The sequence below is a fragment of the Pseudoalteromonas sp. MT33b genome (assembly GCF_014117385.1).
Taxonomy (GTDB): domain Bacteria; phylum Pseudomonadota; class Gammaproteobacteria; order Enterobacterales; family Alteromonadaceae; genus Pseudoalteromonas; species Pseudoalteromonas lipolytica.
On record NZ_CP059831.1, the window covers coordinates 1,569,470 to 1,585,072 of the forward strand.

Below are 15,603 nucleotides of genomic sequence, written 5' to 3' on the forward strand. Positions count from 1 at the left end.
TAGTATAGATTAAGGAACATACAATGACACGAAATGAAGGGCAAGCCTCGGTTATCTTAGATAATGTCTGTAAGCTGATCCAGAAAAAAGTTCACGCTGATAATGTGTTACTCGTTGAGAAATTCGCCAAAGCCTTGTACAGCAATATGTCTAAAGAGGATTTGGCACATCGCAACGATAGTGACTTATATGGCGCTGCACTAAGCCTATGGAACTCGCTAGAAAAAAATAATTCTGATGACGCGGTTGTCCGTGTCTTCAATCCTGAAGTAGCAAAAGATGGCTGGCAGTCATCGCACACAATTGTAGAAATTATCGCTAAAGATATGCCTTTCTTAGTTGATTCTGTGCGCATGGCCATGACCCGCGAAAACATCGCTTCTCACTTGCTACTTCACTCTCCGCTTAAAATTCAACGTGATAAAAACGCAAAAATCACGGGTATTTCTAGCTTAAAAGCAGAGCAAGAATCAACGTCTACAAAAACGGTATTCTTTATCGAAATTGATCGTCAAACAGACGCAAAAGTGATTGAATCGTTTAAGAAAGAGCTTGAATCTGTGCTTGTTGATGTTTCTGTTGCTGTAGAAGATTGGCAGCCAATTCGTGAAAAACTAATTGCTGTAACGAAAGACTTACCGAAGCGTCACCATAATAATAAAGAAAGTGAAGTTTCTGAAACGGTTGAGTTTTTAGACTGGTTAGCGAAAGATAATTTCACTCTAATGGGATACCGTGAATACGAGCTTTCGCCAGTTCAAGGCGACTATCAGTTAAAAGGTAAAAAAGGCACTAGCTTAGGTTTAATGAAAAACTCAGACGAAGAGCACAGCCGTCTTTTATCTGAGTTACCTGAAGTGGCGCGTCAAGAAGCGCGTAGCAATAACTTACTCATCTTAACAAAGACGAACTCAGTGTCTCGCGTTCATCGTCCTGCGTACATCGATTATGTAGGCATTAAACGTTTCGATGACAAAGGTAACGTGGTTGGTGAAGACCGTTTTATCGGTTTATTCTCATCAAGTTTTTATAACAACAGCGCCGCTGATGTGCCAGTACTAAAAAGTAAAATCAACCGCATTATGGAAATGTGTGATTTTGCGAAAGGTACGCATGCATACAAAGCCGTGTTAAATATTTTAGAAACGTACCCGCGTGATGAGCTTGTACAAGCACGTGAAACCGAGCTGCTAGAAGTTGCCATGGGCGTGTTACAAGTACAAGAGCGTGATATGTGTCGCATTTTTGTTCGTAAAGACGCATACGGTCGTTTCTTCTCGTGTATGGTTTATGTACCACGCGAGCGTTACAACACCGCACTTCGCCGTGAAACACAAAGTATTTTAGCGAATGCATTTAATTCTGACGAAAAAGTCGAATTTACTACTTTCTTCTCTGAGTCGACATTAGCCCGTACACACTACACGGTGCGTGTGACTGACAATAATATTGAATATAACGTGAAAGACATCGAAAATAACCTAATTGAAGCGGCCCGTACTTGGGAAGATAGATTACAATCTGCATTACTTGAAAGTGCAGGTGAAGCACGCGGTAAAGAATTAAACCGTAAATATGCGCAAGCTTTTGCAAGTGCGTATAAAGATCAAGTTCTTCCAAGCGCTGCAGTTGTTGATATTGAAAAGCTTGAGCTTCTTAGCGACGAAAACAAATTAGAAATGTTGTTCTACCGTCCGCAAGAAGAAGCGAATACCAATGTTGTACGCTTAAGCTTGTTCCATAAGGATGAGCCTATTCATTTATCTGACGTCATGCCAATGTTAGAAAACTTTGGACTTCGCGTTGTAGGTGAAACGCCTTACTCAGTAAAAACAACTGATGGTAACGTTAATTGGATCATGGACTTCACCATGCTAATTGACAACAAGGGTATCGCTGACTTTGATAAAGTGTCAGCTCGATTCCGTGCTGCATTAACAAATGTTTGGAACAATCGTTTAGAAAACGACGGCTTCAACCGTTTAGTATTAATGGGTGGCTTAACAGGCCGTGAAGCATCAATTTTACGTGCTTACGCGAAATATATGCGTCAAATTGGTGTAACGTTCTCGCAAACTTACATTGAAAGTACTTTTGCTAATTACCCGCATATTGCATCGCAAATCGTTAATTTATTTACTAAGAAGTTCTCTGTTAAGAACCCTGGTAGCGAAAAGACGCTAGAGAAACTAATTAGTCAAATTTACCTTGAGCTTGAAAACGTTGCTAACCTAGATGATGACCGTATCATTCGTTTATACGTTGATATGATTAACGCGACACTGAGAACTAACTTCTTCCAAAAAGAAGCTGATGGCCAATTTAAGTCATATGTATCGTTCAAAGTACAGCCTTCTATGATCCCTGAAATGCCACTACCGCTTCCAGCGTTCGAGATTTTCGTTTACTCGCCGCGTGTTGAAGGTGTGCATTTACGCGGTGGCAAAGTTGCGCGTGGTGGTCTGCGCTGGTCAGACCGTCGTGAAGATTTCCGTACTGAAGTATTGGGTCTTGTTAAAGCACAACAAGTTAAGAATACAGTTATTGTGCCAGTAGGCTCGAAAGGTGGTTTCGTTTGTAAGCAACTTCCAACAGACCGTGAAGCATTCTTTAAAGAAGGCCAAGAGTGCTACAAAATCTTTATCCGTGGTTTATTAGACATTACAGATAACATTGAGCGTGGCGAAATTGTTCCGCCTGTTGATGTTGTCCGTCATGATGAAGACGACCCATATCTTGTTGTTGCTGCCGATAAAGGTACTGCTACATTCTCTGATATTGCAAATGGCATTGCTAACGAGTATAACTTCTGGCTAGGTGATGCTTTCGCATCAGGTGGTTCAGTGGGTTATGACCATAAGAAAATGGGTATCACTGCAAAAGGTGCGTGGGAATCTGTTAAACGTCATTTCCGCGAAATGGATATCGACTGTCAAACAACAGATTTCACTGTGGTGGCCATAGGTGACATGGCGGGTGACGTATTTGGTAATGGTATGTTGCTTTCTAAGCACATTCGACTGCAAGTGGCGTTTAACCACATGCACATCTTTGTTGATCCTAACCCTGATGCAGCGACGTCATATCCAGAACGTGAGCGTTTATTCAATCTACCACGTTCTTCGTGGGAAGATTACAATAAAGATCTTATTTCACAAGGGGGTGGCGTTTTCTCTCGTGCCGCTAAATCAATTAGCTTAAGCCCTGAAATGAAGAAAATGCTTGGCACCAAGAAAGCGAGCATGACACCTAATGAGTTAATCAAAGCTGCCTTAATGATGGAGTTTGATTTACTGTGGAATGGTGGTATCGGTACTTACATTAAGAACTCTAAAGAAACAGATGCAGATGTGGGCGACCGCGCGAATGATGCATTACGTATTAATGGTGCTGAACTTGGTGCGAAAATCTTAGGTGAGGGTGGTAACTTAGGTGCGACGCAACTGGGTCGTATCGAATTTGCTGCCAAAGGTGGCCGTGTAAATACTGACTTTATTGATAACGTGGGCGGTGTTGCCTGTTCGGATAACGAAGTTAACATCAAAATCTTATTAAATGGTTTAGTGGCTGAAGGTGACTTAACACGTAAACAACGTGATGAGTTACTGTATTCAATGACCGATGAAGTGTCACAACTAGTCATTAAAGATTGTTACCGTCAAACGCATACACTGTCTATTACTCAGTCTAAAGGTACGTCAACACTTAAAGAAAAAGTACGCTTTATTCATGCACTTGAAAAAGATGGCAAGTTAAATCGTGCGATTGAGTTCATCCCAACAGATGAAGAATTAGCTGAGCGCGCAGCCGCAGGTAAAGACTTAACTCGTCCTGAACTGTCTGTGCTTGTTTCATACGCGAAAATGGTTCTTAAAGAGTCTCTTGTTGTTGAAGAGATCACAGAAAACCCTTATTACCGTCAGTTGTTAGTTAATTCATTCCCAGTGCCACTTCGCGAGAAGTTTAACGACGCAATGGATAACCACCCACTTCGTAAAGAGATTATTGCAACTAAACTTGCCAATAATATCGTAAACGATATGGGCCTTAACTTCATGGTTCGTATGAATGAAGAAACCGGTGCAAACGAAGCTGAAATAGCACTGTGTTATTCAATCGCTAAAGAAGTGTTCCAGATGACAGATACGTGGTCATCAATTGTGGCGCTTGATAATAAGATACCAGCGGCAGTTCAGACAGAAATGCTGTATCAATTACGCCGTACTGTACGTCGTGCAACACGTTGGTTCTTACGTCACCGTAATAAAGCACAAACGATTGAACAAGCAATTGAGTTCTTCTCACCCACATTCGCCGATTTAAGCGAAAACTTAAACAGCTACATGGTTGAGAAAGAAAGCGAACGCTTAGTTAAAGCAGCAGATAAATTGATTGATAACAATGTGCCAAAAGCACTGGCTACGCGCATTGTCTCACTTTCAAGCTTATTCTCTGTAATGGACTTAGCTGAAATTGCTAATAACTCAAATTGCAGTATCGACATGGTGTCTAACACTTACTTCAAGCTGGGTGCGCGTATGGGATTACATTGGTTCTTAGACCAAATTACGAATCAACCTGTTGCAAACCATTGGCAAGCACTTGCTCGTGCATCATACCGAGAAGAGCTTGACTGGCAACAACGCACATTGTCAGCGGTTGTGTTAAATAGCTTTGTTGGTGACAACAAAGATGTAGACGCACAAATTGACGAGTGGATGGATAATCAAGAGTTGTTATTACAACGTTGGAAACAGATGTTATCTGAGTTTAAGACATCGCAAAGCCATGATTTTGCGAAGTTCTCAGTGGCACTTCGTGAACTAATGTTGCTAAGCCACAACTGTGACACTTCCAAATAAATGAAAAGTCGTTAAAATACATACCCCAGCTCGCTGGGGTATTTTTTTGCCCTTAATTTGCAATGTACCGTTTTAATAAAGCTACACTGTTTATTTTACCTAAGGAACAAACCATGTTTTATGATCTAGCTCGCCGTTTTATGTTTACCCGTGATGCGGAGTGGGCTCATGAATTTGCACTTAATAATTTACGTCGATTTGCGCATACTCCATTGAGTGCAGCATGGTCACAAACAGTCCCTAATAAACCTGTTAATTTTCTTGGCTTAGAATTCAAAAATCCGGTGGGTCTTGCAGCTGGGCTAGATAAAAATGCCGAGTGTATTGATGCTTTTTCACAAATGGGATTTGGTTTTGTTGAAGTCGGTACAGTGACACCTCGTCCACAAGCCGGTAATGACAAACCACGTATTTTCCGCTTACCTCAATCAAATGCGATCATTAATCGTATGGGCTTTAATAATAAAGGAGTCGATAACCTTGTTAATAATGTTAAAGCTGCAAAGTATGATGGCATTCTAGGTATCAATATTGGCAAAAATAAAGACACACCTAACGAGCAGGGTAAAGACGACTATATCCACTGTATGCGCAAAGTATTCGAACATGCATCGTACATTACGGTCAATATCTCTTCGCCAAATACGCCAGGATTGCGTGATTTACAGTACGGTGAAGCGCTAGATGATTTATTACAAAGCCTGAAAAATGAACAGTTGGATTTGGCTGCAAAACATAATAAGCACGTGCCAATGCTTGTCAAAATAGCGCCTGATCTTGATGCAGTACAGATTTCACAAGTCAGTGACTCATTGATCAATAATAAGATCGATGGTGTTATTGCGACAAACACCACACTTGAACGTGCAGCAGTTCAAGGACAACAGTATGCAGATGAAGCTGGGGGCTTATCGGGGCAACCTGTACGTGCTCGCTCAACCCACGTCGTTAGTGAGATAAAGCGTCTAACTGAGGGTAAGTTACCTATTATTGGTGTTGGTGGAATTGATGATGCAGAATCAGCAAAAGAGAAGTTTGCTGCCGGTGCAGACCTCGTTCAAGTTTACACGGGTTTCATTTATAAAGGCCCAGAATTGGTAAAAACGATCCTAAAAGGCTTATAAGGATCAGTTATCTAAGCAATTGATCATTAATAAAATGTTCTAAAAAATCATTTTATTAATGGTCTGCTTTAGTTATACTTATGTGCTAAGTATGCAGGAATTTTTATTTTTAGTAGAGGGAGGAGTCATGTTACAAGCATCAAAGCAATGGAAATGGCTTGCTTGTTCTAAAAATAATCGTCTTTTGGTTGACCTTGACCAAAATATGCAGCTGTGCACGCCTTACAAACTTCGTCAGCTCACTGATGCTGTCTTGTGTGAACCAAATTTTAGCCTCGAAGACGCTGATTTTTACCAGCAAGTATATCAATATCTTGAGACATTCTCGCTCTGGAGCCCTGCGCAACTTTGCCAAATTGCTTTGAACGCGACTGCGGTTAAATTTCATTTAAAACCAGTGCTTGCTAAAAGTTGGTTTTTTCATGAGTACCATGGCAGTGAACCAAGTGTTGAAGCGGTTGTTAAACTTTGCTCACACGCCCAAGAAGGTGAGTTTTTAATTGTTGATCATTGCAGCGATGCGTCTGTGTGTATTAACTTAAGTGAGCACTTTCAGTTAGATGAAAATCTATCGTTGCAGCAATTTGAAGCTATCAAAGTGCTAAACAATCGTATCTTTCCTGTTTATATCCAACAAAAACAGTTTAAATCTGCTTAATATCCCTTTAAATGATGGCGTTTTTGTTCGCTAAGCTATGCTATAATCCTGCGCAATTAGCATTTAAGGGTTTTTACTTTGCAATTTATCGCACTTACTTCTATCGGAATCGAAAATTTACTTGTTGAAGAGTTAACAGAGCTTGGCGCAGAAGTCTCAAAGCAAACTGTTGGTTCTGTCCGTTTTGAAGCTGACAGCTTATTAGCACAAAAAATTTGTTTATCGAGTCGGTTTGCGACGCGAATTCTAATGTTGATAGAAGAGAAAGAAGGCGTTAAAGACAAAGACAGCCTGTATAATTTTGCACGATTGCAGCCATGGCAAGAATGGTTTGGGCCAAAACAGACATTCGCTGTTGATTTTACGGGTACGAATGATTACTTAAAAAACACGCAGTTTTCTGGTTTAGTAATAAAAGATGCAATTGTTGATTACTTTGCTGACTTGTTCGAACAGCGTCCAAATGTTGATAAATACAATGCTAATGTGCGTGTTGTTGCACGATTAAACCGTCATGGTGTGGCGTTGTATATTGATTATTCTGGTCCTCGTTTGTCTGAACGTGGATATCGTCAAGATCAAGGCAAAGCCCCCATAAAAGAACACTTAGCAGCTGCACTTGTAAAACGCAGTGGCTGGCTTGAAAATGTTCAACAACCATTATTCGATCCATGTTGTGGCTCTGGTACTATTTTGATTGAAGCGGCTAGTATGGCACGAAACGAAGCACCTGGTTTATTCCGCGAAGGCTTTGCATTTGAGCGCTTACCTAGTTTTCGAATTCAAAAGTATAAAGAATTAAAAGCAGAGTTAATGGCACAAATTACAGAACCTAAATTGTGGTTAATTGGTCATGATATTGATGCCTCTGTTATTGCAAAAGCACAAGAAAATGCTGAGCGAGCAGACCTTGCAAGCGTGATTAAGTTCAAGCAAAGTGATGCTACAAAATTGACTAGTGTTGCTAAGTTACCCGGTGTTGTGATTTCGAACTTACCTTATGGCGAGCGACTCGGCTCAATGGCTGAGCTGGTTAACTTGCATCGTAGTTTAGGTGTGGGCTTTAAAAAGCACTTTAATCATTGGAAGTTAGCTTTATTAGGCACAGATGAAAGCTTATTTAAATTATTGAAGTTAGTAAAACTCAAACGCTATAAGTTTAAAAATGGCCCATTAGATGTCGTGCTTAATCTCTATCAACTGGACGATAAACAAGTTGAATTAAGTAAAGAAGATAAACCTGCACTGAACTATGAAGGTTCAACAGCATTTGCTAACCGTTTAAAGAAAAACAAGCAGAACCTAAAAAATTGGTTAAAACAAAACGAAGTAAGTTGCTATCGTGTTTACGATGCAGATATTCCTGAATACAACGTCGCTGTTGATGTATATGATAACGCCGCGGTTATTTTCGAATACGCCGCCCCGAAAGAAATTGATGACAGTACAGCGCAAAAACGTTTGCAAGATGTCATAAGTTTAACCGCTGAGCAATTAGATATAGCCGCTGAAAATATTGCAGTAAAAGTTCGCAAAAAACAAAAAGGCGAAGAGCAATACACCAAAGTTTCAAAACAAAATCGCACCCAAGTGGTTGAAGAATTTGGCGCTAAGTTTAAAGTGAATTTGTTTGATTATTTAGATACGGGTTTATTCCTTGACCACCGCTTGGCTCGTCGCTACATTCAGCAAAATGCGAAAGATAAACGCTTTTTAAATTTATTCGCTTATACCGGTAGTGCATCTGTTCATGCTGCATTGGGTGGCGCAAAAGCGATTACCACGATTGATATGTCGAAAACCTATTTAAAATGGGCACAAGAAAACTTTGACCTGAATGGTATTAGTAATACTCGTTATCGTTTTGAACAAGCCGATTGTTTAAAGTGGTTAGAGTATGCGCAGGGCCAATATGATCTTATCTTTTTAGATCCGCCAACGTTTTCAAATTCAAAACGCATGAAAGATGCTTTTGATGTTCAACGCGACCATATTAAATTATTGACTTGGGTAAAGAAAATTCTAAGTCCAAATGGCACATTAATTTTCTCTAATAACAAACGCGGTTTCACAATTGATGAAGTGGGTCTGATGGGCTTAGGATTAAAAGCAGAAAATATTTCAGCGAATACCTTATCTCCAGACTTTAAGCGTAATAAGCAAATTCATAATAGCTGGCTAATTACTCATGGCTAAGTTTACTTTGTATCACACAGATGGTTGTCATTTGTGTGAATTGGCCGATGAATTATTAGTGGCTGCCAAGGTAAATTTTGTAGCGCACGATATTATGGACGATGAACAGTTAATCAGTGCGTATCAAACGAGTATTCCAGTTGTTAAAAAAGAAAATGGTGAAACACTATATTGGCCATTTGATGAATTACAGTTAGCAAAATTTATTGCTGATAATTAAGAATAAGAGTAGTAGTCACGATGGATTTAATCAGAATTGCCAAAGCACAGCTTGCTTACGGTACACATCCTTTACTTGATGATGCTGATGCGGTTATTGAGTCAGGTGAACGAGTGTGTATTGTAGGGCGCAATGGTGCCGGTAAATCAACGTTATTAAAAGTGTTAGATGGGCAAGTTACCCTAGATGATGGTGAGATAAACCAGTTAGGTGGTATCCGCATTTCTCGTTTAGAGCAAGATCCACCAAAAGGTGCTCAAGGTACTGTATTTGACTACGTAGCGCAGGGCATGCCAGATATAGCTCAGCTATTAATTGATTATCATCAGGTCAGTAATCAAATGCAAACGGACTGCAATGACAAGTTGCTGAATAAACTTGAACGTTTATCAAATCAACTTGAAACAGTGGATGGATGGCGGTTTGATACGCGTATTCAACTGGTTTTGTCACGTTTAGAGCTCGAACCTGAAGCTAAATTAGAGTCATTATCTGGCGGGTGGCTTCGTAAAGTTGCCTTAGCACGAGCCTTAGTAAGCGAACCCGATTTGTTATTGCTTGACGAGCCAACCAACCACTTGGATATGAACAGTGTTATTTGGCTTGAGCAATTTTTAAAAGAGTTTAAAGGTGGCATTGTTTTCATTTCTCATGACCGTGCCTTTATACGTGCTGTTGCAACGCGGATTCTTGATTTAGACCGCGGTAAACTTGTCTCTTATCCTGGGGATTATGCCACCTACTTAGAGCAAAAAGCACATGATTTAAAAGTAGAAGAAGCACAGAATGCCCTTTTTGATAAACGTTTAGCAGAAGAAGAAACGTGGATCCGTCAAGGGATCAAAGCCCGAAGAACACGTAATGAAGGACGTGTGCGTGCGTTAAAAGCGCTTCGTAAAGAACGTCAACAACGTGTTGAGCAAGTGGGTAAAACAGACTTCAATATCGAAACGTCAGAGCGCTCTGGTAAGTTAGTCTTTGAAGCGAAGCATATTGCCCACGCTTTTAAAGATAAAGTGATTGCTAAAGACTTCTCTACACTGGTCATGCGTGGTGATCGTATTGGTCTTGTCGGTCCTAACGGTATCGGTAAAACAACATTATTAAAAATTCTTTTTGGTGATTTACAACCGGATGCAGGTACCGTTAAGCAAGGTGTAAACCTTGAATTTGCTTATTTTGACCAATATCGCGAGAAATTGGATGAAGAAGCCACAGTGCAAGATAACGTAGCAGAAGGTAAACAAGAAGTGATGATGGGCGGTCGTTCACGTCATGTGTTGGGTTATTTGCAAGATTTCTTATTTCCGCCAGCTCGTGCACGCACGCCTGTTAAAGCACTGTCAGGTGGGGAGAAAAACCGTTTATTACTCGCGAAATTATTTTTAAAGCCTTCGAATATTTTGGTTCTGGATGAACCGACCAATGATTTAGATATTGAAACACTTGAGCTATTGGAAGATATTATTAACCAATACCAAGGAACTGTTTTGATTGTAAGTCACGACCGTGAGTTCATTGATAATACATGTAACTCCGTGTGGGCCTTCGAGGGTGATGGTAAAATAAGTGATATTGTGGGTGGTTACAGCGATTATGAAGCCTACACCGCATATTTAGCCGAACAGCAAAAACAACAGCAGCAACAAGTGAAACCAGAAAAGTCTGCTGGTGTGAGCAATGATAAAACGCAAAAGAAGAGCAATAAACTCTCTTACAAATTAAAACTTGAATTAGAAGAATTACCCAGTAAAGTGGAACAACTTGAAAAAGCGCTCGATGCTCAGCAACTTGTGGTTAGTGATCCGGACTTTTTTAAGCAAGATGCAGCAATTACAACAGAAGCATTGAACCATTTAGCCCAGTTAGAGTCTGAGCTTGAAGCCGCATTTGAGCGCTGGGAAGAACTCGAAGATTTAAAGAATCAGTAGTAAGGATTAAAATGAAATATAAACTACTCGCTGCCAGTATTTTAGCCACCTTAAGTACCTCAGCGATGAGCGCGACCTATAAGCTAACAGAGCTTGGTGGTTTAGATGGCGCAAAACTGAATTATGTAACAGACGTTAGCGAAAATGGTCATGTTATTGGTTTAAGTAATGGTGTTTACAGATTACCAATTGATATTTCTTATATTGATTTTGATGACAATGCTATTAAGTCTGCTTACGAAAGCGAAAAAGACAGATTTGAACTAATTGATAAAGAAATTACGTTTACACTTGATGACATTGAAAATAACGATGCCGTAAATACCAATGCCGATGCGCATACGTTTATGATCCGTTTTTTAGCGAGTGATAGCCGTTCTGTGGATTCCGAGTATCAGAAATTAGCGAGTGCAATTGCCACTGTCTATAGCGCTGAGGGGTCAACTGAACAAGTTATTTTTGATGAACAATCATTGGATTATGATGGTTTAACACGCTCTACATCTAACTACTTAAGTGCGGTTGCTGAAGACGGTGTTATGGCGGGTTGGGGCAGTGCTCCTTACGAGAAAACATCTTTTACACAAGCTGATGAAGACGAAGCGGAGACACATTTCTTACGTGATTTTATTAGACGGGGAGTGGTGATTTCAGCTGATGGTGTAAAAGTGCCTCTTACGCCTGAGTTTGATGAATTTGGCGGTTTTAGTGCTGCTTATGATATTGTTAAAACAGAGCTTGGTTACGAAGTTGTTGGTACCGTGTCGACAGACATTGCAGAAGATCGCCAAGAAAATATCGACGACAGGTGTGATGGTGAAGACGAGCCTGTTTCAGATTGTGTTGAGAGTATTGAACGAAATAACAATAATGGAATATACAATAAACGTGCCGTTAAATGGACATTAGATAATAATTTCAACATCACGAATACTGAAATTTTGGGTATAGGTTTAACCCCCAAAGACGATGAAAAGTTCGCTTTTAAAAGTGGCGCTTATGCGATTAACAAAAATGGGTTAATTGCGGGTATGTCTGAAGTGCGATACAAAGACACAGATCGACGCACCACGATGCCGGTTATATTCGAAAACGGAGAAGTCAAAGAATTTATCAATCAGGACGATGATTGGCAATTAGGCCAAGTGCTGTCGATGAATGACAATGACATTATTGTTGGTTATGCTTCAAAGCGTATTGAGGGTAGAACAACAACTAAGTTTTATTATTATGACAAGCAAAATGACACTGTTGTATTCCCAAGCGACTACTTTGCAAGTTCAAACTCAATTGCTAATGATGTAAATGATAATGGTATTATTGTCGGTGAAGGTGAAACCGATATTTTTAATTCGTCTACACGTCGCCGTGAAGGTTTTATGTACACCATTGGTGAAGATAAAATTGTTAATTTAAATGATTTATTACCGTGCTATGAAGCGGATGGTGAAACACGTTTTGGCTACAACATAGCTGAAGCGAAATCAATCAACAACAATAACGAAATTTTCGGTGTTGCGACTAAAACGGTTGAGAAAACAGATTCGTTTGGTAATGTAGTGCGTGATGTTGATGGCAACATTGAACACGAAAGTGTTACGGTAGCTGTAAAACTAACACCTATTAGTGGCAGTGTAGAGGAATGCCCGGCGGAAGAAGTTGAGCAATATGAACGCCAATCTGCAAGCTTTCCGTGGTTTGCGTTTTTACTGTTGCCATTTGCTGCAGTGCGCCGCGTGTTCCGTAAGAAATAATTAACATCGCGATAATTAACAGAAAAAACCCAGCTTAAAGCTGGGTTTTTGTCTATACTGAAAGGTGTGTTTTTTAGTATTCTGTTATTGCTTTATTTATGACGGTGTAGCCACGCTTTTCGCACTGAGCGCTTCCAAAGCATATCAATCGCAAAATAGCCTACAAGTGATGCCGCTGAAGCACAAATTAATGAGCCGACTAAAAAAGCGGGTCCAATCGTAGTGAGGCTATCTATAAACCATTGCCAACTTGGCTCAAAATGGAAATGTTGAGTTGGTTGAGCAAGGGCTATAGTCCCAACAATGTATGAACAATAAAAGATAGGAGGCATTGTCAACGGGTTAGTGATCCACACTGTTGCAACAGAAATAGGCAAGTTAACACGTAATGGAATTGCCAAGGCGGCAGCTAAAACCATTTGAAAAGGAACAGGGATGAAAGCAAAAAACAAACCTACCGCAAAAGCACCCCGAGCGGAGCGTCTATTTAAGTGCCATAAGTTGGCGTCATGTAATAAACGACCAAAAATTCTTAAATATTTATGATCTCTTACCTTGTTATGATCGGGTAAAAACCGTTGGATCGTTTTTTTAGCCATCTAAAGCAACCATTTACATCTATTTGGTTATGCAGTGGCTTTGTGTTGGGGTGTTTTATAACCGTTTACACACTGAACACTGCGGCGTTCTATATAATGAGTTTTGCTGTCATTTTAGCGAGTCTCTATTTTAAGCCTTTTTTGTCGGTATTGTCAGGGTTTATTTGTGGTATTTTTATCGTAATCTTTCATTATCTTATTTTTTACTCAGCCAGTTTATGCCAAATAGAAATAGACAAACCCATTGACGCTCATTTACAGATTATTTCAATTCACTCTGTTGCATCGCCTTATTATGCCAAAGTACGCTTGATTAATGTTCAAGGCTGCTCGCTGCCTCGGTTTATAGCCCCTTTAGCGATGCTAAGTATTACGACTGAAAAGCAACTAGATGTGGGAAGCTTGTTAACAAGCCAAGTTAAATTAAAAGCATTTCGAACTGTTAAAAACTTTGACAGCTTTAATCGTGAGCGCTTTGCGTTCACAGAGCGAATTATTTATAAGGGCAGAACAGTTGGCAAAACACATCATTTAAGCAGTACAAGTAGCGCTGCGATCAGGTCACACTACCAATCTTATATCAGTGATATTACCGCGGGTACGAAACTACAATGGATGTACTATGCCTTATTAACAGGGGACAGAAGTAAAATTTCGTCAGTTGATAAAACTCATTTGCGTGAACTGGCGCTCAGTCATTTACTTGCGATATCGGGACTACATATTGGCCTGATATTTACGCTCGGTTTTTATACCAGCAAATGGGTGTTTATGTGTACTCAGGTTGCTATTAAACAAAGCATGCAACTTAGTAAACTTTTTGTGGTGTTTGGTTTCTGTTGTGCATTTTTGTATGTTTACTTAAGCGATTTTGTTGTATCTGCAACCCGAGCGTTGGTGATGTTGGGTTGTTACTTAATAATTTACCTTTTAGCTAAAAATCCTCTGCAGTGGCGAAGTATCTTATTTGCTTTATCAGTGGTGTTGGTCATGAATCCATTTTCACTACTCAATCCTGGTTTTTATTTTAGTTTTACTGCTGTTGCCATTATTTTTTTAGTGATTAACCAGCCTCTAACTATAAAAAACGGTTTAATAAAGCACAGTGTTCAGCTGTTTATGATCCAAGGAGCGCTTTTTGTGGGGCTTTTACCTTTGTCGTTATATTTTTTCGACGGAGTCAGTGTCATTGGCCTTTTAGTTAATTTGATAGCTGTGCCATTGATTAGTTTAGTGGTTATGCCGCTCTTAGTAATGTATTCGCTGTTGTCTATGATTGTTGATACAAGTTACGTTTTTAAGCTGTTCGATGCTGTATTTTACAGCTCCTTTGAGTTTATTATTTCAACGCCTCATGATTGGCGTTGGATTGATGTGAAGATTAATGGTTTTAAATCATTGTTGTACTTGTATTGTACCTTGTTAATTGGGCTGTTTAGCCCATTTAAACGCTTTAGTATAATCCCGAGCTTTATTTTTATTATAGACTGGTTGTTGACACCAAAACCTTTATTTCAATTAGATTTATTTGACGTAGGGCATGGTCTAATGGCGATGATAAGCACCAATAATAAAGCCATTGTGTATGATTTAGGTCCGCAATACTTTGCGCGTTATGATTATGTAAATTCAGTACTCGTTGCAAATATTCGACAACAAAACTTAGAAGTTGTGGCGACTATTATAAGTCATCAAGATAATGATCACGCGGGAGGACTGACGAGTTGGAAACAAGCAGGTTACACTGCTACGTTTGAAAAGTTTCATCCCAGTGGAATCAAACTGCCATGTTTGTCTCAGCATTTTAAATTTGAAAACCTCAATATCACTTCGCTTACAGCCGACTCGAATCATGATAATAATAATGACCGCTCCTGTATTGTAAAAATAAGCAATCCCCAGCATAGCGTGTTATTGACTGGCGATATTTCTAAATTCATTGAACAGCAGTTAGTGAGTCAGGAAGTTGATTTAAATGCGACCATTCTTATCAGTCCCCATCATGGTAGCAATACATCTTCAAGTGGCCTATTTATCGATGCTGTAAATCCTGAGATTGTACTTCATTCATCTGCCTACCAAGGACAATGGTCGTTTCCTCATTCTGATGTCGTTAAGCGATACAATGACCGTGACATACCACAATACACCACAGCTGAGTATGGACACATAAGAATAAAATTTTACCCGCAGTCATACCGTTTAGAATTCGCCCGTGAGCAGGAAAGTTACTGGTTTGAATAAGATTGGCGTTTTGTT

The 15,603-nt window shown here is 39.8% G+C and carries 9 protein-coding genes; 8 read left to right on the forward strand and 1 reads right to left on the reverse strand.

Annotation, left to right across the window (positions count from 1 at the left end; genetic code table 11):
- Positions 1-23: 23 nt before the first annotated feature.
- From H3302_RS07225 to H3302_RS07255, 7 genes are all read left to right on the forward strand, one after another.
- Complete coding sequence (locus tag H3302_RS07225) at positions 24-4,862, forward strand: NAD-glutamate dehydrogenase (protein WP_036968686.1); 4,839 nt, start codon at positions 24-26, stop codon at positions 4,860-4,862.
- A gap of 113 nt (positions 4,863-4,975) precedes the next feature.
- The gene (gene pyrD, locus H3302_RS07230; RefSeq protein WP_036968683.1) at positions 4,976-5,986 is read left to right on the forward strand and encodes a quinone-dependent dihydroorotate dehydrogenase; all 1,011 of its coding nucleotides are present in this window, start codon (positions 4,976-4,978) and stop codon (positions 5,984-5,986) included.
- A 127-nt stretch (positions 5,987-6,113) separates the two neighbouring features.
- Positions 6,114-6,644 (forward strand): cell division protein ZapC domain-containing protein, encoded by a 531-nt coding sequence (locus H3302_RS07235; RefSeq protein ID WP_036968679.1) that lies wholly within the window; start codon positions 6,114-6,116, stop codon positions 6,642-6,644.
- 78 nt (positions 6,645-6,722) lie between these two features.
- A complete protein-coding gene (gene rlmKL / locus H3302_RS07240; RefSeq protein WP_036968677.1) occupies positions 6,723-8,840 on the forward strand; it encodes a bifunctional 23S rRNA (guanine(2069)-N(7))-methyltransferase RlmK/23S rRNA (guanine(2445)-N(2))-methyltransferase RlmL in 2,118 nt (705 codons plus the stop codon).
- The gene (locus H3302_RS07245; protein WP_036968675.1) at positions 8,833-9,060 is read left to right on the forward strand and encodes a glutaredoxin family protein; all 228 of its coding nucleotides are present in this window, start codon (positions 8,833-8,835) and stop codon (positions 9,058-9,060) included. Before rlmKL ends, H3302_RS07245 begins: the two co-directional genes overlap by 8 nt.
- Before the next feature lie 20 nt (positions 9,061-9,080).
- Entirely contained in the window at positions 9,081-10,991 is a 1,911-nt protein-coding gene (locus H3302_RS07250) for an ABC transporter ATP-binding protein (RefSeq protein ID WP_065979874.1), read from the forward strand.
- Between the two features lie 11 nt (positions 10,992-11,002).
- On the forward strand, positions 11,003-12,745 hold the full coding sequence (locus tag H3302_RS07255) for a DUF3466 family protein (protein WP_182396309.1): 1,743 nt from the start codon (positions 11,003-11,005) through the stop codon (positions 12,743-12,745).
- A 92-nt stretch (positions 12,746-12,837) separates the two neighbouring features.
- On the opposite strand, the gene H3302_RS07260 is transcribed toward H3302_RS07255, so the two are convergent.
- A complete protein-coding gene (locus tag H3302_RS07260) occupies positions 12,838-13,344 on the reverse strand; it encodes a DUF2062 domain-containing protein (RefSeq protein ID WP_065979876.1) in 507 nt (168 codons plus the stop codon).
- 96 nt (positions 13,345-13,440) lie between these two features.
- On the opposite strand from H3302_RS07260, the gene H3302_RS07265 reads away from it, so the two are divergent.
- Positions 13,441-15,588 carry a DNA internalization-related competence protein ComEC/Rec2 gene (locus H3302_RS07265; protein ID WP_182396310.1) on the forward strand — a complete coding sequence of 716 codons (2,148 nt, stop codon included), beginning with the start codon at positions 13,441-13,443 and terminating at the stop codon, positions 15,586-15,588.
- Positions 15,589-15,603: the final 15 nt, after the last annotated feature.